Source organism: Paraburkholderia bannensis (genome assembly GCF_014200455.1).
Lineage (GTDB): Bacteria > Pseudomonadota > Gammaproteobacteria > Burkholderiales > Burkholderiaceae > Paraburkholderia > Paraburkholderia bannensis_A.
Genome location: NZ_JACHBW010000025.1, coordinates 26,106 through 44,683 on the forward strand (window position 1 = coordinate 26,106; position 18,578 = coordinate 44,683).

General features: G+C 63.5%; 18 protein-coding genes and 1 tRNA gene. 9 read left to right on the forward strand and 10 right to left on the reverse strand.

Annotation, left to right across the window (positions count from 1 at the left end):
* Nucleotides 1-6: 6 nt before the first annotated feature.
* Both F4827_RS30295 and lpxC read left to right on the forward strand, forming a co-directional pair.
* Nucleotides 7-516 (forward strand): peroxiredoxin, encoded by a 510-nt coding sequence (locus F4827_RS30295; protein ID WP_183731548.1) that lies wholly within the window; start codon nucleotides 7-9, stop codon nucleotides 514-516.
* A 255-nt stretch (nucleotides 517-771) separates the two neighbouring features.
* On the forward strand, nucleotides 772-1,689 hold the full coding sequence (gene lpxC / locus F4827_RS30300; RefSeq protein ID WP_183731545.1) for a UDP-3-O-acyl-N-acetylglucosamine deacetylase: 918 nt from the start codon (nucleotides 772-774) through the stop codon (nucleotides 1,687-1,689).
* A gap of 79 nt (nucleotides 1,690-1,768) precedes the next feature.
* On the opposite strand, the gene F4827_RS30305 is transcribed toward lpxC, so the two are convergent.
* Nucleotides 1,769-2,287: a DUF721 domain-containing protein gene (locus tag F4827_RS30305; protein WP_183731542.1), complete on the reverse strand. Its 519-nt coding sequence runs from the start codon at nucleotides 2,285-2,287 to the stop codon at nucleotides 1,769-1,771.
* A gap of 406 nt (nucleotides 2,288-2,693) precedes the next feature.
* Here F4827_RS30305 and secA point away from each other — a divergent pair, with 406 nt between their 5' ends.
* The 4 genes from secA to F4827_RS30325 all read left to right on the forward strand — a co-directional run bounded on the left by secA (nucleotide 2,694) and on the right by F4827_RS30325 (nucleotide 8,261).
* On the forward strand, nucleotides 2,694-5,498 hold the full coding sequence (gene secA, locus F4827_RS30310; RefSeq protein WP_183731539.1) for a preprotein translocase subunit SecA: 2,805 nt from the start codon (nucleotides 2,694-2,696) through the stop codon (nucleotides 5,496-5,498).
* 183 nt (nucleotides 5,499-5,681) lie between these two features.
* Nucleotides 5,682-6,932, forward strand: coding sequence for a bifunctional glutamate N-acetyltransferase/amino-acid acetyltransferase ArgJ (argJ, locus tag F4827_RS30315; RefSeq protein ID WP_183731535.1), 1,251 nt, complete (start codon nucleotides 5,682-5,684; stop codon nucleotides 6,930-6,932).
* 31 nt (nucleotides 6,933-6,963) lie between these two features.
* Nucleotides 6,964-7,836 carry an ATP-binding protein gene (locus F4827_RS30320; RefSeq protein WP_183731532.1) on the forward strand — a complete coding sequence of 291 codons (873 nt, stop codon included), beginning with the start codon at nucleotides 6,964-6,966 and terminating at the stop codon, nucleotides 7,834-7,836.
* Nucleotides 7,833-8,261: an NUDIX domain-containing protein gene (locus tag F4827_RS30325; RefSeq protein ID WP_183731530.1), complete on the forward strand. Its 429-nt coding sequence runs from the start codon at nucleotides 7,833-7,835 to the stop codon at nucleotides 8,259-8,261. The genes F4827_RS30320 and F4827_RS30325 overlap by 4 nt, the downstream gene beginning before the upstream one ends.
* A 76-nt stretch (nucleotides 8,262-8,337) precedes the next feature.
* Here F4827_RS30325 and F4827_RS30330 read toward each other — a convergent pair whose 3' ends face one another.
* The 9 genes from F4827_RS30330 to F4827_RS30370 all read right to left on the reverse strand — a co-directional run bounded on the left by F4827_RS30330 (nucleotide 8,338) and on the right by F4827_RS30370 (nucleotide 16,395).
* Nucleotides 8,338-8,535: a DNA gyrase inhibitor YacG gene (locus tag F4827_RS30330; RefSeq protein ID WP_027817984.1), complete on the reverse strand. Its 198-nt coding sequence runs from the start codon at nucleotides 8,533-8,535 to the stop codon at nucleotides 8,338-8,340.
* A 72-nt stretch (nucleotides 8,536-8,607) separates the two neighbouring features.
* On the reverse strand, nucleotides 8,608-9,363 hold the full coding sequence (gene zapD / locus F4827_RS30335; protein ID WP_027817983.1) for a cell division protein ZapD: 756 nt from the start codon (nucleotides 9,361-9,363) through the stop codon (nucleotides 8,608-8,610).
* Between the two features lie 173 nt (nucleotides 9,364-9,536).
* On the reverse strand, nucleotides 9,537-10,139 hold the full coding sequence (coaE, locus tag F4827_RS30340; RefSeq protein WP_183731528.1) for a dephospho-CoA kinase: 603 nt from the start codon (nucleotides 10,137-10,139) through the stop codon (nucleotides 9,537-9,539).
* A 12-nt stretch (nucleotides 10,140-10,151) separates the two neighbouring features.
* Complete coding sequence (locus F4827_RS30345) at nucleotides 10,152-11,129, reverse strand: A24 family peptidase (protein ID WP_183731526.1); 978 nt, start codon at nucleotides 11,127-11,129, stop codon at nucleotides 10,152-10,154.
* A 28-nt stretch (nucleotides 11,130-11,157) separates the two neighbouring features.
* The gene (locus F4827_RS30350; protein ID WP_183731524.1) at nucleotides 11,158-12,372 is read right to left on the reverse strand and encodes a type II secretion system F family protein; all 1,215 of its coding nucleotides are present in this window, start codon (nucleotides 12,370-12,372) and stop codon (nucleotides 11,158-11,160) included.
* Nucleotides 12,369-13,664, reverse strand: coding sequence for a GspE/PulE family protein (locus tag F4827_RS30355; RefSeq protein WP_183731522.1), 1,296 nt, complete (start codon nucleotides 13,662-13,664; stop codon nucleotides 12,369-12,371). The genes F4827_RS30350 and F4827_RS30355 overlap by 4 nt, the downstream gene beginning before the upstream one ends.
* Before the next feature lie 120 nt (nucleotides 13,665-13,784).
* A complete protein-coding gene (locus tag F4827_RS30360) occupies nucleotides 13,785-15,110 on the reverse strand; it encodes an HlyC/CorC family transporter (protein ID WP_183731520.1) in 1,326 nt (441 codons plus the stop codon).
* Nucleotides 15,111-15,286: 176 nt separating this feature from the next.
* Nucleotides 15,287-15,363 (reverse strand) — tRNA-Pro (locus F4827_RS30365).
* Between the two features lie 39 nt (nucleotides 15,364-15,402).
* Nucleotides 15,403-16,395, reverse strand: coding sequence for a polyprenyl synthetase family protein (locus tag F4827_RS30370; protein ID WP_167069421.1), 993 nt, complete (start codon nucleotides 16,393-16,395; stop codon nucleotides 15,403-15,405).
* Between the two features lie 264 nt (nucleotides 16,396-16,659).
* On the opposite strand from F4827_RS30370, the gene rplU reads away from it, so the two are divergent.
* The 3 genes from rplU to cgtA all read left to right on the forward strand — a co-directional run bounded on the left by rplU (nucleotide 16,660) and on the right by cgtA (nucleotide 18,576).
* A complete protein-coding gene (gene rplU, locus F4827_RS30375) occupies nucleotides 16,660-16,971 on the forward strand; it encodes a 50S ribosomal protein L21 (protein ID WP_007180329.1) in 312 nt (103 codons plus the stop codon).
* 26 nt (nucleotides 16,972-16,997) lie between these two features.
* On the forward strand, nucleotides 16,998-17,261 hold the full coding sequence (gene rpmA / locus F4827_RS30380) for a 50S ribosomal protein L27 (protein ID WP_183731518.1): 264 nt from the start codon (nucleotides 16,998-17,000) through the stop codon (nucleotides 17,259-17,261).
* Between the two features lie 196 nt (nucleotides 17,262-17,457).
* Nucleotides 17,458-18,576 (forward strand): Obg family GTPase CgtA, encoded by a 1,119-nt coding sequence (gene cgtA / locus F4827_RS30385; RefSeq protein ID WP_183731516.1) that lies wholly within the window; start codon nucleotides 17,458-17,460, stop codon nucleotides 18,574-18,576.
* Nucleotides 18,577-18,578: the final 2 nt, after the last annotated feature.

Below are 18,578 nucleotides of genomic sequence, written 5' to 3' on the forward strand. Positions count from 1 at the left end.
CGAGTGATGATCAAACAGGGTGATACGCTGCCCGACGCCACGCTCTTCGAATTTGTCGAAGACGAGCGCGCGGGCTGCACGCTGGGGCCGAACAGCTTCAGCGTGCGCGAGCAAACGGCGGGCAAGCGCGTGGTGATCTTCGGATTGCCGGGCGCGTTCACGCCAACGTGCTCCGCGAAACACGTCCCGGGTTATGTCGAGCAGTACGAAGCGTTCCGCGCGGCGGGGATCGACGAAATCTGGTGCGTGTCCGTCAACGATGCGTTCGTGATGGGCGCGTGGGGGCGAGATCAGCGGACCTCGGGCAAGGTACGCATGATGGCCGACGGCAGTGCGGCGTTCACCCGTGCACTCGGTCTGGAACAGGATTTGTCGGCGCGTGGCATGGGCATCCGGTCCCAGCGCTACGCCATGGTGATCGACGGCGGCGTGGTCAAGACGCTGAACGTCGAGGCACCCGGCAAATTCGAAGTCAGCGATGCCGCGAGCGTGCTCGCCACGTTGAGTCCGGCATGAGCACTCGTGCCGCGCTTGCGTTGCCGCAATGCAACGGGCCGGCAGGATAAATGTGACGGGCTATTACGTCCAGCCGTGCGGGCCGATGGCCGGGAACGCCTCCGTTCCGGCCATCGGCCCGTCGTCCATTTCAGCGAGGTAACGTGAGGAAACGATTTGTCACGTCCGGGACGACGACGCACTTGCGATACTTGGAGTATAATTCGTCCTATGAGTTAAAAAGTCCCGATTGGGATTTTCAATGAGTAGAACACTATGTTGAAGCAGCGAACCATCAAATCGATCGTGAAGACGGTTGGCATCGGCCTGCATTCGGGCCGCAAAGTCAATCTGACGCTCCGCCCGGCGGCGCCGGACACGGGCATCGTGTTTTCGCGCGTGGATTTGCCGACCCCGGTGGACATCCCCGCGTCGGCGATGGCGATTGGCGATACGCGCCTCGCCTCGGTGCTGCAGAAAGACGGTGCGCGCGTCTCGACCATCGAACATCTGATGTCGGCATGCGCGGGTCTGGGCATCGACAACCTGTATATCGACGTGACCGCGGAAGAGATCCCGATCATGGACGGCAGCGCATCGTCGTTCGTGTTCCTGATCCAGTCGGCGGGCATCGAAGAGCAGAACGCAGCGAAGAAGTTCATCAAGGTGAAGAAGACCGTGGAAGTGCGCGATGGCGACAAATTCGCGCGCCTCGATCCGTTCTTTGGCTTCAAGCTCAAGTTCACCATCGATTTCCGCCATCCGGCTGTCGACAAGACGGGCCAGGCGCTCGAAGTCGACTTCGCGAATACCTCGTACGTGCGCGAAATCGCGCGTGCGCGCACCTTCGGCTTCGCGCACGAGGTCGAAATGATGCGCGAGCTGGGTCTGGCGCGCGGCGGCAGCATGGATAACGCGATCGTGCTGGACGAGTACCGCATCCTGAACAACGACGGCCTGCGTTACGACGACGAGTTCGTGAAGCACAAGATGCTGGACGCGATCGGCGACCTTTACGTGATCGGTCATCCGCTGCTGGCTTCGTACGATGCATACAAATCGGGTCACGGCCTGAACAACGCGCTGCTGCACGAGTTGCTTGCGCACGAAGACGCGTATGAAATCGTCACGTTCGACGACACGCAGAAAGCGCCGCGCGGCTTCGCTTATGAGGCACAGACGGCGTTTGCCTGACTCGCATAAAAAGCGAAATCCAATGAAAAAAGGGTGGCTTATGCCACCCTTTTTGTTTTCCGTCAGTTATGCGCCGGTTTCAGCGGCGCTTCAGATGTCGCGCCGCCATCTTCGCGAGCGCCTCCTGTAGCGGCGAAGGCGGCAGACTTTCGCTGAGTGTCGCCAGTGCGGCCGCTCCGGCGGGCGTCATACGCGCCTGTTTGGGTTGCGGAGGTTCTTTCACGGCCTGCGGCCGCACACGGATACGCACGCTGTTCAACGCCCAGCCGCGCGCCTGCAATTCGGTCACGAGCCGCGGTTCCAGATGGCGCAGCCGCGCGGCCAACGCATTGTGCGCGGCGAACAGCGCCAGCGTGCCCTCCTTGATGAAGCCTGGTTCCACGCTCGCGGCCAGATAGTCGGGCAGCAGTGCGTTGAGATCGCGCTGGATCGCCGCGATCTGCTCGACGCCTGCGCGCAGCGGTGCGAACGCGTCGGTTCGGCTGAGGACTTCGGCGAGCGGCTGGGGCGCGCGCGGCTTGCCCGGCGCGCGCGAATTGCGCTGCGCACGCGGCGCGGCGGGAGCGCCCGGCCTTGAAAACGGCGAAAAACGGCTCATTTGTCGAGTAGAGGAGCGCGCGCAGGCTGCGCAGCGGTGATGTGGCCGAACTGTGGCGATACTGTCATTGTAGCCTGCGCGTTTTGCCTTCACGCGCCGTGCCGTATCGTCCGACCCTGATGGTGCTGTCCGAAAAACGGGCCGCGCGCAGGGGCTGCGAGAACGGCTCGCGAAGCGCGTCGGCGCGGGTTTTTTGCGCTGCACCCCGCACTGCACCCAACGAGGCGTTGACACGGGCGGTGCCCAGGGTGCGTGCTAAAATGCCCGATTCGAATCCACCAATTTGGGCTTAAGCCGCCGAGGTCCTTCCGATCCGGGCGCGTGGCGCAAAACGTATGCAAACCAGTCTGTTTGCAACACGCCATGCAGCAATCCCGGCTGAAGCCGCGACGCAGACACCGATCCGATGACCACCGGTTTCTTACAGAAAATCTTTGGCAGCCGCAATCAGCGCCTGATCAAGCAATATCAGAAGACGGTCGCGGCGATTAACGCGCTCGAACCGACCATCGAGCAGTACACCGATCAGCAACTCACCGCCAAAACGGCTGAGTTCCGGGAGCGCGTGGCCAATGGCACATCGCTCGACGAGCTGCTGCCCGAAGCGTTTGCCGTTTGCCGCGAGGCCAGCAAGCGCGTGCTCAAGATGCGTCACTTCGACGTGCAGCTGATCGGCGGCATGGTGCTGCATTACGGCAAGATCGCCGAAATGCGCACCGGCGAAGGCAAGACGCTCGTCGCCACGTTGCCGGTGTACCTGAACGCGCTCTCGGGCCGTGGCGTGCACGTGGTCACGGTGAACGACTACCTCGCCCAGCGCGACGCCGAATGGATGGCGCGTCTGTATAACTTCCTCGGTCTGTCCGTCGGCATCAATCTGTCGCAGATGGACCACGGCATGAAGCAGGAAGCCTACGCGTCGGACATCACCTACGGCACGAATAACGAGTTCGGCTTCGACTACCTGCGCGACAACATGGTCTACGAGACCGAAGCGCGCGTGCAGCGGGCGCTGAACTTCGCCGTGGTCGACGAAGTGGACTCGATCCTGATCGACGAAGCGCGTACTCCGCTCATCATCTCGGGCCAGGCCGAAGATCACACCGAACTCTACGTGCGCATGAATGCGCTGCCGCCGCTGCTCGAACGCCAGATCGGCGAAGAGAAGGCCGACGGCACCGGCGTGGAAAAGCCGGGCGACTACACGCTCGACGAGAAGGCGCGTCAGGTGTTCCTGACCGAAGCGGGCCACGAAAAGGCCGAGCGCATGCTCGCCGAGTGGGGCCTGATCGGCCAGGGCGAAAGCCTCTACGCGCCGCAGAACATCACGCTGATGCACCACGTGTACGCCGCCCTGCGCGCGCACACGCTGTTCTTCAAGGATCAGCATTACGTGGTGCAGAACGGCGAAGTCGTGATCGTCGACGAGTTCACCGGTCGTCTGATGGCTGGCCGCCGCTGGTCGGATGGCTTGCACCAGGCCGTCGAAGCGAAGGAACACGTCAAGATCCAGAGCGAAAACCAGACGCTCGCCTCGATCACGTTCCAGAACTACTTCCGCATGTACGCCAAGCTCTCGGGCATGACGGGTACGGCGGATACCGAAGCGTACGAATTCAACGAGATCTACGGCCTGGAAACGGTGGTGATCCCGACCAACCGGGTTCCGAAGCGTATCGACAAGCAGGACCAGATCTACAAGACCGCGAAGGAACGCTATGACGCGGTGATCCGCGACATTCGCGACTGCCACGAGCGCGGTCAGCCAGTGCTGGTCGGTACCACGTCGATCGAGAACTCGGAGCTGCTCTCGCATCTGCTCACGCAGGCGGGTCTGCCGCACGACGTGCTCAACGCCAAGCAGCACGGCCGCGAAGCCGCGATCGTCGCTGAAGCCGGTCGTCCGAAGCGCATCACCATCGCCACCAACATGGCCGGTCGCGGTACCGACATCGTGCTGGGCGGCAATGCGGAAAAGCAGGCGGCCTTCATCGAAGCCGACGAAACCATTCCCGCCGACGAAAAGGCGCGTCGCATCAAGCAACTGCACGACGAATGGCAGACACTGCACGATCAGGTGAAGGCCGCGGGCGGTCTGCACATCATCGGCACGGAACGCCACGAATCGCGCCGTATCGACAACCAGCTGCGCGGCCGGGCAGGCCGTCAGGGCGATCCGGGTTCGTCGCGCTTCTATCTGTCGCTCGAAGATCCGCTGCTGCGCATTTTCGCGGGCGACCGCGTGCGCGCCATCATGGACCGCCTGAAGATGCCGGAAGGCGAGGCGATCGAAGCGGGCATCGTCACGCGTTCGATCGAGTCGGCGCAGCGCAAGGTCGAAGCGCGCAACTTCGACATCCGCAAGCAGTTGCTCGAATACGACGACGTCTCGAACGACCAGCGCAAGGTGATCTACCAGCAGCGCAACGAACTGCTCGAAGCGCATGACATCACCGAAACCATCGGCGCGATGCGTCACGGTGTGGTCACGGATATCGTGCGTCAATATGTACCGCACGGCAGCATCGAAGAGCAGTGGGACGTGCCTGAGCTGGAAGAAATCCTGCGCAACGAATGGCAGCTCGACCTCGCGATCCAGGAAATGATCAATGAGTCGTCGTCGATCGATGCGGACGAGATTCTCGAAGCCGTGCTCGCCGCCGCCGATGAAGCCTACGAGCAGAAGGTGGCGCTCGTGGGCCGCGAATCGTTCAGTGCGTTCGAGCGTTCGGTCATGCTGCAGACGCTCGACCGCAGCTGGCGCGAACACCTTGCCGCGCTCGATCACCTGCGTCAGGGCATCCATCTGCGCGGTTATGCGCAGAAGAATCCCAAGCAGGAATACAAGCGCGAGGCGTTCGAACTGTTTGCCGCGATGCTCGACGCCGTGAAGCAGGAAGTCACGCGCATCGTCATGAACGTGCAGATCCAGTCGCCGCAGCAGCTTGAAGAAGCCGCCGAGCAGATGGAAGAGCAGGGCGGTCATCTTGAGAACGTCGAATTCCGTCACGCCGAATTCGCGGAAACGGGTGCCGAAGCCGCGCCGGTTGGAGCTGCCGCGCCGGTGGCCGATGCGGCCGCCGCCATGGTCGGCGCCGCAATGAGCCACGAAGCGCTGGGCGCCGACGGCGTGCCGAAGGTCGGCCGCAACGACCCGTGCCCGTGCGGCAGCGGCAAGAAGTACAAGCAGTGCCACGGCAAGATCGCTTGATGGGGCGCGGCGGTGCAACGGTATCGGCAGATCCTGTCCGCCGCCCGCGCCGCCCGCTTTGTGATGCGCTTGCGCGTTGATTCCGGTGGCCCGCTCTCCATGGCGGGCCTTGCGTTTTGAATCCCAATGCCGGCCAGGCTGACAGACGTCGTGGCCGGCATTGCCTTTTCGACAGGTCGCCACATGGCTGTCAATTTCCCCTCGATCGATCCCGCGCAACTTCATCCGGTCGCCGGCGTGACGCTAGGCTGGGCGGAAGCCCACATCCGCAAGCCCAACCGCAAGGACGTGCTGGTGATTTCCGTCGAGGAAAGCGCGAGCGTCGCGGGCGTGTTCACGCTCAACCGTTTCTGCGCCGCGCCGGTCACTGTCTGCCGCGAGCATCTCGCGAAGGTGCGAGATGCTGGCCAAGGCGGCAAGGGTATCCGCGCGCTCGTCATCAACACGGGTAACGCCAACGCGGGCACGGGCGAGCCGGGCATGAAGCACGCGCTTGAAACCTGCGACGAACTCGCGCGCCTCGCAGGCATCGAGCCCTCGCAAGTGCTGCCGTTCTCGACCGGCGTGATTCTCGAACCGCTGCCGATCGATCGTCTCAAGGCCGGTCTGCCCGCCGCTCTCGCGAACCGCAAGGAAGCGAACTGGTACGACGCCGCCCAGGCGATCATGACGACGGACACGCTGCCGAAGGCCGTGTCGCGCCAGATCAACATCGAAGGTCACACCATCACCTTCACCGGCATCAGCAAGGGCGCCGGCATGATCAAGCCGAACATGGCGACCATGCTGGGCTTCCTCGCGTTCGACGCGAACGTGGCGCAGCCGGTGCTCGACGAGCTGGTCAAGTACGTGGCCGACCGCTCGTTCAACTGCATCACGATCGACGGCGACACCTCGACCAACGACTCGTTCATCCTGATCGCCTCGGGCAAGTCCAGCCTGCCCGCGATCACCTCGACGGATTCGCCCGCCTACGTCGCGCTGCGCGACGCCGTCACGGAAGTGGCGCAGACGCTCTCGCAGCTGATCGTGCGCGACGGCGAAGGTGCGACCAAGTTCATGACGATCCAGGTGGAAGGCGCCAGGGACGTTGCCGAAGCCCGCCAGATCGCCTACGCAATCGGCCATTCGCCGCTCGTGAAGACGGCGTTTTACGCATCGGACCCCAATCTTGGCCGTATCCTCGCGGCCATCGGCTATGCGGGCGTGACGGATCTCGATGTGGGCAAGATCGACCTGTATCTGGACGACGTGCTCGTCGCCAAGGCTGGCGGCCGCAATCCCGAGTACAAGGAAGAGGACGGCCAGCGCGTGATGAAGAAGAGCGAGATCCTGATCCGTGTGGTGCTTGGCCGCGGCAACGCCGAAGCCACGGTCTGGACCTGCGACCTCTCGCACGACTACGTGAGCATCAACGCCGACTATCGTTCTTGATCCGGCTACCGAACTTTCTCAGCACCACGCAATGGATAAGCTCGAACAGTTTCTGACCCGCGCCGAAGCGCTGCTCGGCCGCCTTGAAGCCGTGCTGCCGCCGGCCGCGCCCGATGTCGACTGGAATGCGGCTGTGGCGTTCCGCTGGCGCAAGCGCCAGGGGCGGGGCTTCCTGCAGCCCGTGCCGTCGATTTCGCTGATCTCGCTCGACGATCTGCAGAATATCGACCGCCAGAAGGACCTCATCGACCGCAACACGCGCCAGTTCGTGCAGAAGAAGCCTGCGAACAACGTGCTGCTGACGGGCGCGCGCGGCACCGGCAAGTCGTCGCTGATCAAGGCCTGCCTGAATGCCTATGCGCAGGACGGCCTGCGCCTGATCGAAGTCGACAAGGACGATCTGCACGATCTGGGCGATATCGTCGATCTGATCTCGACGCGCCCGGAGCGCTTCATCGTGTTCTGCGACGATCTCTCGTTCGAGGACGGCGAATCGGGCTACAAGGCGCTCAAGGTGGCGCTCGACGGCTCGGTGGCCGCGCAGTCGGACAACGTGCTGATCTACGCGACCTCGAACCGTCGCCATCTGTTGCCTGAATACATGAGCGACAACGAGTCCTACAAACACATGCCCGACGGTGAGATTCATCCGGGCGAAGTGGTCGAGGAGAAGATCTCGCTGTCCGAACGCTTCGGTCTGTGGGTGAGCTTCTATCCGTTCAAGCAGGACGACTATCTGACGATCGTCGGACACTGGCTTCGTCACTTCGAATGCAGCGACGCCGAAGTCGAAGCCGCACGCGGCGACGCGCTGGTCTGGGCGCTGGAGCGTGGTTCGCGTTCGGGCCGGGTGGCGTGGCAGTTCGCACGCGACTGGTCGGGCAAGAAGGCGCAACAGGTATGAGCGGCATGAGTGGGCAAGCCACGGAAACGGTACAGCCGCGCCCCGTCACGGAAGTGGCGGTGGGCGTGCTGGTGCAGCCCGACGGCCGCTATCTGCTGGCGCAGCGCCCCGAAGGCAAACCCTATGCGGGCTACTGGGAGTTTCCGGGCGGCAAGCTGGAGAAGGGCGAGTCGGTCGAAGCGGCGCTGGCGCGCGAACTGCACGAGGAACTGGGTATCGACGTGAAGGCGTGCCATCGCTGGCATACGCTCGAACACGATTACCCGCACGCCTATGTGCGGCTCTACTTCTGCAAGGTGACCGACTGGACCGGCGAGCCGCACGGCCGTGAAGGTCAGGCGCTGGCGTGGCAGGCGCTGCCCGCAAGCGTCGAGCCGCTGCTGCCTGCGACGATTCCGGTGCTGGAATGGCTGGCGGCGGAATAAGCGGCACTTGAGCCGAAGCCAAAAATACAAAAGCCGCTGCGCGTTCGACGTGCAGCGGCCTTTTTTATCTGGGTGCTTATTGACGCGTATCCGTGGGCGGCGCCTCGTCATCGGGCGGCGTGTCTTCCTCGTTGCCGCCGATCCGGTACTTTTCAGCAGCCCAGGCGCCCAGATCCATCTGCTTGCAGCGTTCCGAGCAGAACGGGCGGAAACGGTTTTCCGGTACCCAGCGGACATCTTTGCCGCAGGTTGGACATTTGACGACGGTGGTCATTCGGTCGACTGATCAATAGCTGGGCGGCGCCGCTTCAATGACGCCGCGGTTGGCAAAAGCGCAGTTGCTGGATTACAGACTGCAGAGCGTGAGCTGGAACGGCACGTCCTGATCGACGGCGCGCGGGCGCAGATCGCCATCCTGAACAGTGAAGCGTACCCACAGCATGTACTTGTTGGCGCTCGCTTCGGGGATCACGCGCAAATCCGGTGCCACACGCACCTGCATCAGCTGGTAAGTACGGCCCGAGAGCATTTGCTGATAGCTGCCCTGCATGGCCATCACCTTTGACGCCTGGCCGGATTCGCGCGCGAGACGCAGCACGATACTGGCGGCGTCGCGCAGCGGCAGCAGCGGCGTGACCCACTTGGCGATGTCCTGACGGCGTTGATCCGCGTGCAACTGCTGCCATGCGTAATACGAGGGCAGATCGAACTTGCAGGTGCCACCCGGAATGATCGCGCGGCTGCGGATGCTGGTGAGCCATTCGTTGTCCGCAAGATGCTGGCCGGTTTTGCCTTGCATCTGCGTGAGACCCGCAAGCGTCTGCTCGATTTCGCCGAGCACGCTTTCCAGCGCATTCTGCTCTATGCCGGGATTGCCGCGGAACGGCGCGAGCGTCTGACGCTGCCTTTCGAGTTCCTTCATGAGGTCCGACTTGAGGTCGGCGCGGCCTGCAACTTCCGCGATTTCGAAGAGCGTCGTGAGCGCAACGTGATGTTCCCTCGGATCCTCCTGGGTCAGGAAAAACGTGAAGCGCTCGAACAGGTCTTCGAGGCGCAGCAGCGTCCGGATTCGCTCGTTGAAGGGATACTCGTAAAGAATCAAGCGCGCTCGCCTCGGGCGTGGTCGGTGAAGGATTGCAGGACATTCTAATGCCGTGGGACTACGGTCGCAATCGCACACACCGGCGCAAGGTCGTTACATCAGTGTTTTCCAGCAGATTCCTGCAATTTTCCGCTCGACAAGCGTGAAGCGCGCTGTGAAAACAACCGGGAAGGTTACATGCGTGCAAGCGCCAGGTAACGTTGATGCAGTACTTCGACGTCCTGTGCGAGCGCGTCGAGCGTGACGCCATCGTTGACGATCACATCGTCGGCGGCGGCCAGACGCGCTTCGCGCGTGGCCTGGCGAGCGATGATCGCGAGCACCTGTTCGCGTGTGAAGCCGTTGCGCGACATCACGCGCGCGATCTGCGTTTCGACGCTGCAATCCACGCCTAGCACGCGATTCACGCGTGTTTTCCACGCACCCGATTCGATCAGCAGCGGCACGACCAGCATCACGTACGGTCCGTTCGCCTCGCGTGTCTCGCGCTCGGTTTCGGCGCGGATCAGCGGATGCGTGATTGCTTCGAGCCGCTTGCGTGCAGCCTCGTCGCCGAATACGAGCGCACGCATGCGCGCGCGGTCCATCGAGCCATCGGCGGCGATGAATTCAGGGCCGAATTGCGCGGCGATTTGCGGCATGGCGATGCCATGCGGGGCGGTGACGCGATGCGCTATCAGATCCGTATCCACGAGCGGCACGCCGCGCGCCGCAAACAGATCCGCCACGGTGGACTTGCCGCTGCCGATACCTCCAGTCAATCCGACTGCATACATCGATTCATTTCCTCACGCAAAAACTCGATAAAGCGGCGTGCCCGCAAACAGCGTGATAAACGCGCCGGCAGCCAGGTAAGGGCCGAACGGCAGGGGTTCTTCGAAACGCATGCGACCGCTCAGGGTTGCTGCGAGGCCGACCACCGCGCCGGCCACCGCACTGATCACGACGATCTGCGGCAGCGCGGCCCAGCCGAGCCACGCACCGAGGGCGGCGAGTAGCTTGAAGTCGCCATGACCCATGCCTTCGACGCCACGCAGCAGGCGGAAAATCCAGTACACGCTCCAGAGTACGAGATAACCCGCGACTGCGCCGATCAAGGCGCTCCGCAGATCGGTGAAGGTGTCGGCGAGATTGACGAGCAGCCCGGCCCAGACGAGCGGCAGCGTGATCGCATCGGGCAGCAGGTGATGTTCGAGATCGATCATGCTCGCGGCAATAAGCGCGGCGCTCAGTGCGAATGCGGCGAGTGCTTTGACCGAGGGGCCGAATGCGAGCAGTGCGCCGGCTGCGCATAGTGCGCTGGCGATTTCGACGGCTGGGTAACGCAGGCTCACGCGTGTTCCGCACTGCGAGCAGCGTCCGCGCAGCAACAACCAGCTGACGAGCGGGATGTTTTCCCACGCGCGCAGTACGTGGCCGCAATGCGGGCAGGCGCTGCGGGGCAGCCACAGGTTGTAGCGTGCGGGCAGACCGTCGTTCAAGAGATCGCCGCTGCAGGGCGTATCGCTGAAGAGTTCGGCGGCGTCAGCGCGCCATGCGCGCTCCAGCATGATCGGCAATCGATGCACGACCACGTTGAGAAAACTGCCGATCACCAGGCCGATCACGATCGCGAATCCCATCAGCACGCCAGGCGGCAATGCCGCGAGCGCGAGCGAAAACGATGAGGGCGCATCGACAGGCGCGAGCGGCGTGCCGTTGAACGACGATGCGAACGGCGTGGACACAGCGGTGGGCGCGGCAGCGGACGATAAAAGGACGGACATGTGCGGGAACCGTAATCTGGCAGCGATGCTACACCACGTTGCCCAGTTGAATGATGGGAAGATACATCGCGACCACCAGGCCGCCGACCAGCGCGCCCAGCACGACGATGATGAGCGGCTCGCACAGACTCGCGACGAGTGCGATCTTTTCGTCCACCTGACGGTCGGCGAGCGCCGCGACGTCGAGCAGCATCGCATCGAGCGCGCCTGATTCTTCTGCGACCGCCACCGGCTGGATCACGTCGTCGGGGAAACAGTTGGCCTTGCGCATCGCCGATGCGAGCCGTTCGCCGTGGCGCAGCCGTGCGCTGATGCTCGCGCTCGCGTGGTCGAAGAACGCGTTGCCGCTTGCGTGCGTGAGCGAATCGAAGGCGTCGGTGAGCGGCGTGCCCGCACCCAGCAACGTGCCGAGCGCGCGGCTCCAGCGCGCGGCGCACAGCGTTGTCAGCAGCGCGCCGACCAGCGGCAGCGCCAGCGTGATACGGCCGAACGAGATACGTGCGCCCACCGAGCGCCGCAGCAGCGTATGCAGCGCGAACACGCCACCCGTGCAGGTGATGGCAACGGGCACGCACCAGCGCGCCGCCCCCGCCGACAGCATCAATACGAACTGCGTGGGCGCGGGTAGCGCAGCGCCGAAGCCATCGAAGATCTGCTTGAATGTGGGCACCACCCAGACGAGCAGGGAAGTGGTGATCGCCAGCGCGAGCAGCAGCACCGCGACGGGATAGGTGAGCGCCGCCCGCACCTTGGCGCGTTGAGCGGCGGCGCGCTCGCGATCGTCGGCGATGCGCGCAAGGACGTTGGCGAGCGCACCCGATGCTTCGCCCACCGCCACGAGCTGACAGTAGAGCAGGCCGAAGCGCGCGGGATGCTGCGCGAGGGCTTCGGCGAAACGCTTGCCCGCTGTGATTTCGCGCGCGAGTGAGGCGGCAATGCGCGGAAGCCCCTGCGGGCCCGGCGCCTGGGCCAGCAGATCGAGCGCACCGGCAAGCGGCAATCCCGCGCGCAACAGACTCGCGAGCTGACGGGTGAAGCGCGTGACGTCGGCCGGCCTGGCGCGCGGCGGCGCAGCCGGGCCGCGTCGTTCGAGCAGCGTGGCAGTGATGCGATCGCGCTTGAGCGCAACACGTGCCGCCGAGGCATCGAAGGCGATCAGCGTGCCGCGACGCGCGACGCCTGCAGCGTCGAGGCCGCGCCATGCGAAGCGCGAGTCAGGCGCGGCGATTACGGGCTTCGTCACGACGCGTCCGTTGCGGCGAGGGCTTCGGCGAGGCTCGTCGTGCCGTCGGCCACGCGGGCCAATGCGGCGTCGCGCAAGGTGGCCACGCCTTCCTTGCGCGCCTGGCGCGCGATGTCCTGCGCACTGCGCCGCGCGACGATCATGTCGCGCATTGCGGCGCTCACGGGCATCACTTCGTGAATGCCCACACGCCCGCGATAGCCGATGCCATGACATGCTTCGCAGCCGCAGGCGATGAAGGGTTGGGCATCGGACAGTCCCGCCGCGCGCAAGCTGGCAGCCGATTCGCCCGAGGGCTGGCGGCACTGCGGACATAGCCGCCGCACGAGCCGCTGCGCCGTGACGAGTCGCAGCGCGGCCGCGAGGTTATAGGGCTCGACGCCGATGTCGATGAGGCGCGCAACCGCCGCCGGCGCATCGTTGGTGTGCAGCGTGGAGAGTACCAGATGGCCGGTCTGCGCAGCCTTCACTGCGACACCGGCGGTTTCCTCGTCGCGGATTTCGCCGATCATGATCACGTCCGGATCCTGACGCAGCAGCGCACGCAGCGCGAGCGCGAAGGTGAGGCCGGCCTTCTCGCGCACATTGACCTGATTGATGCCGGCGAGCTGGATTTCAGCGGGGTCTTCGACCGAGCAGAGATTGCGCGAGGCGTCGTTGAGCTTTTGCAGGAAGCAGTAGAGCGAGAGCGTTTTGCCGCTGCCGGTTGGACCGGTAACCAGAGCGAGGCCGTGAGGCGCGCCGATTGCAGCGCTCAGCGCCTCGCGCTGCACGGCGTCCAGACCCAGCGCGGTCAGCGAAAGATCGGCGGGCAACGCTTCCAGCCGCCGCAACACGAGCTTTTCGCCGTGGATGGTCGGCAGCGAGTTCACGCGATAGTCCTCTTGCGGCTGGGCTTCGCCACGCGGGGCGAGGCGCAGTCGCCCATCCTGGGGAATGCGGCGCTCGGCGATGTCCATGCGCGCGAGCACCTTGATGCGGGTGATGAACGCGTCGCGCAGATGGGCGGGCGGTCGCGCGATCTCATGCAGCACGCCGTCGATGCGCAGGCGCACGCGCCAGCCCTGTTCGAGCGGCTCGACGTGGAGATCGGAGGCGTTGCGCCGGGCGGCTTCGCGCAGCGTATCGGCGAGCAGGCGCACCGAGGGCGCGTCGTCCGATGCAGGCGAGGGCGCAGCGGGTGCAGAGGGTGCGGTAAAGCTGCCGCTTGCCGCCCCCTGCGCTACACGCACGGCAATAGCCGGTATGCGACGAATGCCGTGAGCGCCAAAACGATCAGGAATGGAAAACATCGATTGCCGGCCCGAAGCCGCCGTGTGCGAATGACGGCTTCATGATCGGCTGACGCGGTTGTGCGCGCCAGTCAGCCAAATGGCTAACGCCACCTATGAGCTGCGGGCGAGCGCCCCGGATCAATGCCCCGGCAGCAGCTTCTTCGCCTTCTGCAGCGCGCGTGCGGAAATGCCCGGCGTCGTGCCCGGTTTGAAAAGCTTCACGGTGCGCACGGCCTGATCGTCGGCGCGCATGACTTCGAGTTTCACATCGCCGATCTGCACGCACACATCGCCTTCGGGAATCTCTTCGAGCACTTCGAGGATCAGGCCGTTGAGCGTCTTCGGCCCGTCGGTCGGCAGCGTCAGATGCAGCCAGCGATTGAGCTCGCGCAAGGGCATGCTGCCCGGCACGATGCATTCGCCCTGATCGTTCCAGCCGCCGCGCCCGGTGCCGCTGCGCGGCATGGTAGTGGTGAATTCGCCGATCAGTTCTTCGATGATGTCTTCCGGTGTGACGAGGCCTTCCATTTCACCGTATTCGTTCACGACGAGCGCGATGCGATGGCGACTTTCCTGGAAGTACTGAAGTTGCTGGAACACGGGCGTGCCGGTGGGCACGAAATACGGCTCCGCAAGCAGTTCGCGCAGCGTCTCGCGCTCGAATTCCTGGTTGTGCAGGGCGGCCAGCGTCTTGCGTACATGCAGCACGCCAAGCACACGATCGATATCGCCCTGATACACGATCAGCTTGTTGTGATAGCAGGTTTCGAGCTGATGCAGGATGTCTTCGAGCGGCGCGTCGTAGTCGAGCGCTTCGATGCGGCGGCGCGGAATCATCACGTCATCGACGGTGATGTTTTCCAGGTCGAACAGGTTCAGCAGGATGCTGCGGTGCTTGGTCGGCATGAAGCTGCCGGATTCCAGCACGATGGTGCGTAGTTCCTCGGTCGAGAGACGCTGGTCGTGGGCCTTGCTCGTGTTGATGTGCAGCACGCGCAGGATCGTGTTCGCAAACATGTTGACGAACCAGATGATGGGCTTCGTCACGCGCATGAGCGGTGCGATCAGGAGGCTTGCGGGCAGCGCTATCTTTTCCGGGAAGGTGGCGCCCACGATCTTCGGCGTGATTTCCGCAAACACGATAATGAGGAACGCGACGATGCCGGTCGCGACCGACAGGACGACGTTGTTATGTCCGAAGGTGTGCAGCGCGATCGAGGTGGTGAGCACCGGAATGATCGTGTTGAACAGATTGTTGCCGATCAGGATGACGGACAGCAGCAGGTCGGTGCGCGCGAGCAGTTTCTGCGTGGTCTTCGCGCCGAGCGCGTTGTGGCTCGCGAGGTATTTCAGCCGATGGCGGTTGAGCGCCATCATCGCCGTTTCGGAGATGGAGAAGAAGCTGGAGCAGATAAGCAGGACAAAGACGGCGCAAATCTGCGCCCATAAGGGAAGGTGGTCCACGCTAGGAGATAGTGAGGGGAGCGGATGGGGAAACTATAACAGAGGGGTGCGGCGCGACCGCCGTGGCACGGAGTGCGTTGGCCTTTCGGCCAGGGGCAGGCCCGATGCGTCTGCAGCAAACGAAACCAATGGACGAAAAAAAACCGCACAACATGTGTGCGGTTTTTTTTGAATTCTGGTCGGGGTGAGAGGATTCGAACCTCCGGCCTCTACGTCCCGAACGTAGCGCTCTACCAGGCTAAGCTACACCCCGAATTTTACTGCTTTACTCTCTCAACCTGCTTCGCCTTCTTCAAGACTGGCGCGTCGTCGAGTAAGAACATAATTCTAGCAGGCTCTCTTTGTATTGGGAAGAGGGAAATGAAGAAATTGCATCGGCGGCTGCCTGAGCCTCCGCCTTCGCGCATTGGAGCGTGTGATCGAGTGCGCCCGAACGCGTGATGGCCGCGAAGATTTCGTCGAAGCGCGTGGTGCCGCCTTGCTCGATCGCCTCGCGTGCGAGCGCCGCTTCTTCTGCCGTGCCGTGCTCGATCAGCCAGATCAGCGGCAGGGTGGGCTTGCCTTCGCGCAGGTCGTCGCCGGCGTTCTTGCCCATCGATTCGGCCGTGCCGGTGTAGTCGAGCCAATCGTCCATGATCTGGAACGCCGTGCCCATACGCCGGCCGTATTCCGCCGCGGCTTCTTCGGTGCGCGCATCCGCCCCCGAAAGCACCGCGCCCAGTTGCGCCGCCGCTTCGAACAGTTTGGCCGTCTTGTAGCGGATGACCTGCATGTAACGTTCGGTATCGACGTCCGCATCATGCATGTTCAGCAGCTGCAGCACTTCCCCTTCGGAAATGATCGTGGTGGCCTGCGAGAGGATTTCCATCACGCGCATCTTGCCGACGCCGACCATCATTTCGAACGAACGCGAATACAGATAATCGCCCACCAGCACGCTGGCGGCATTGCCGAACAGCGCGTTGGCCGTCTGGCGGCCGCGCCGCAGATCGGATTCGTCGACGACATCGTCGTGCAGCAACGTGGCGGTGTGGATGAACTCGACGACGGCCGCGAGCGTGTGCCGATGCGTGCTGCGGTCGCCGAGCGCGCCGGCCACGAGCAGCAGCAGCGCCGGGCGCAGCCGCTTGCCGCCCGCGCTGATGATGTACTCGGAGATCTGGTTGATCAGCATCACCTCGGACGCCAGGCTCTGCCGGATGACACGATTCACCTGCTCCATGTCGCTGGCGATGGGCGCAAGCAGGGTCGCTGCGCTGGGGGTAGGGGTGGCGGTGGACGACATGATGGCAAATATAGGTAGTGCCGCGGATTATAAGGCGAATCGGCCGCGGGCCGGACGCAGCTCTGCCGTCCGGCTGATGGTCCCCTCTATTTTGAGTGTATGCGGTGGGGCTCGCGCACCGGTCGGAAACCCTTGCTGCGTCTGGTGCTGGAACACGGGATGCGTGCTTGTCAATACCTTTTGACCTCGCAGCTAACTCTATGTATAATCTAAGGTTTCGGGCGCGCAGTGCGTCTGAAAAGATATTTTAGAGTGAGGTTCTCAATGTACGCGGTCATAAAAACCGGCGGCAAGCAGTACAAAGTTGCCGTTGGCGAAAAACTCAAAGTAGAACAGATACCGGCTGACATTGACGCAGAAATCACGCTCGACCAGGTTCTCGCAGTGGGCGAAGGCGAATCGATTAAGTTCGGTACGCCGCTGGTCAGTGGGGCTTCCGTCAAGGCCACCGTCGTGTCGCAAGGTCGTCACGCAAAAGTGACCATCTTCAAGATGCGTCGCCGGAAGCACTACCAGAAGCATGGCGGCCACCGCCAGAACTACACCGAACTGCGCATCGACGCGATCAACGCGTAAGCGCACGACGGTAAAGGAGCAAACAAATGGCACACAAAAAGGCAGGCGGGTCGTCACGTAACGGCCGCGACTCAGAGTCGAAACGACTTGGCGTGAAGGTGTTCGGCGGTCAGGCTATCCTCGCAGGCGGCATCATCGTTCGCCAGCGCGGTACGCGCATGCACCCGGGCCTGAACGTCGGCATTGGCAAGGACCACACGCTGTACGCGCTGGTCGACGGCCACGTCTCGTTCGCGGTCAAGGGCGCAGCCAACAAGCACATGGTCAACGTCGTTCCGGTAGCAGCTTAAGTTTTTGCTGCTAGCAATCGACGCAAGGAAGGCCCCGCGAAGTTTGCGGGGCTTTTTTTATCTGCGCAGCGGCTCACGCGCTCGCGCAGTGTCGCTAGCCGTTCGGCCAGGTGCGCAAGCATGGCCCCGATGAGCACAATACGTGGGCACAATAACGATTCACCGACGATTCACCGATTACGGGACGGAGTAACGCATGAAGTTCATTGACGAAGCGAAGATTGAAGTCATTGCCGGCGATGGGGGCGATGGCAGCGCGTCGATGCGACGCGAGAAGTTCGTCCCGTTCGGCGGTCCGGACGGCGGCGACGGCGGGCGGGGCGGCAGCGTCTACGTGATCGCCGACCGCAACATCAACACGCTGATCGACTACCGCTATACCAAGAAGCATCTGGCGCGTAACGGCGAAAACGGCCGCGGCTCGGACTGTTATGGCAAGGGTGGCGACGACATCACGCTGCGCATGCCGGTGGGCACGACCATCACCGACATGGAAACCGGCGAATTCATCGCCGACCTGACCGAGCACGACCAGCGCGTGATCGTGGCGCAAGGCGGCGCGGGCGGCCTCGGCAACCTGCACTTCAAGTCGTCCACCAACCGCGCGCCGCGTCAGAAGACCGACGGCAAGCCGGGCGAGCGCCGCATGCTGCGCCTGGAACTGAAGGTGCTGGCCGACGTCGGCCTGCTGGGCATGCCCAACGCCGGCAAGTCCACCTTCATTTCGTCGGTCTCGAACGCGAAGCCCAAGATTGCCGACTACCCGTTCACGACGCTCGCGCCGAATCTGGGCGTGGTGCGCGTGGGTCCGAGCAAGAGCTTCGTGATCGCCGATATCCCGGGGCTGATCGAAGGCGCTGCTGAAGGCGCGGGCCTTGGCCACCAGTTTCTGCGTCACCTGCAGCGCACCAACGTGCTGCTGCATCTGGTCGACCTCGCGCCGTTCGACGACGCCGTCGATCCGGTGGCGGAAGCAAAAGCCATCGTCGGCGAATTGCGCAAGTACGACGAAACGCTCTATGAGAAGCCGCGCTGGCTGGTGCTGAACAAGCTCGACATGGTGCCGGAAGAGGAGCGCGCAGCGCGCATCGCCGACTTCGTCGAGCGCTTCGAATGGGACGGTCCGGTGTTCGAGATCTCGGCGCTCACGGGGCAAGGTTGCGAGAATCTCTGTTACGCGATCTACGACTACGTGTCCGCGCATTCGGACGCGCGTCGCGCAGAGGAAGCGGAAGATCTGGCCTCCGACGTGCGATTCCGCGAAGGCGTGCCGGGACAAAACGGCAGCGGCGTTGCGCAGGAGCCGCAGGAGTAATT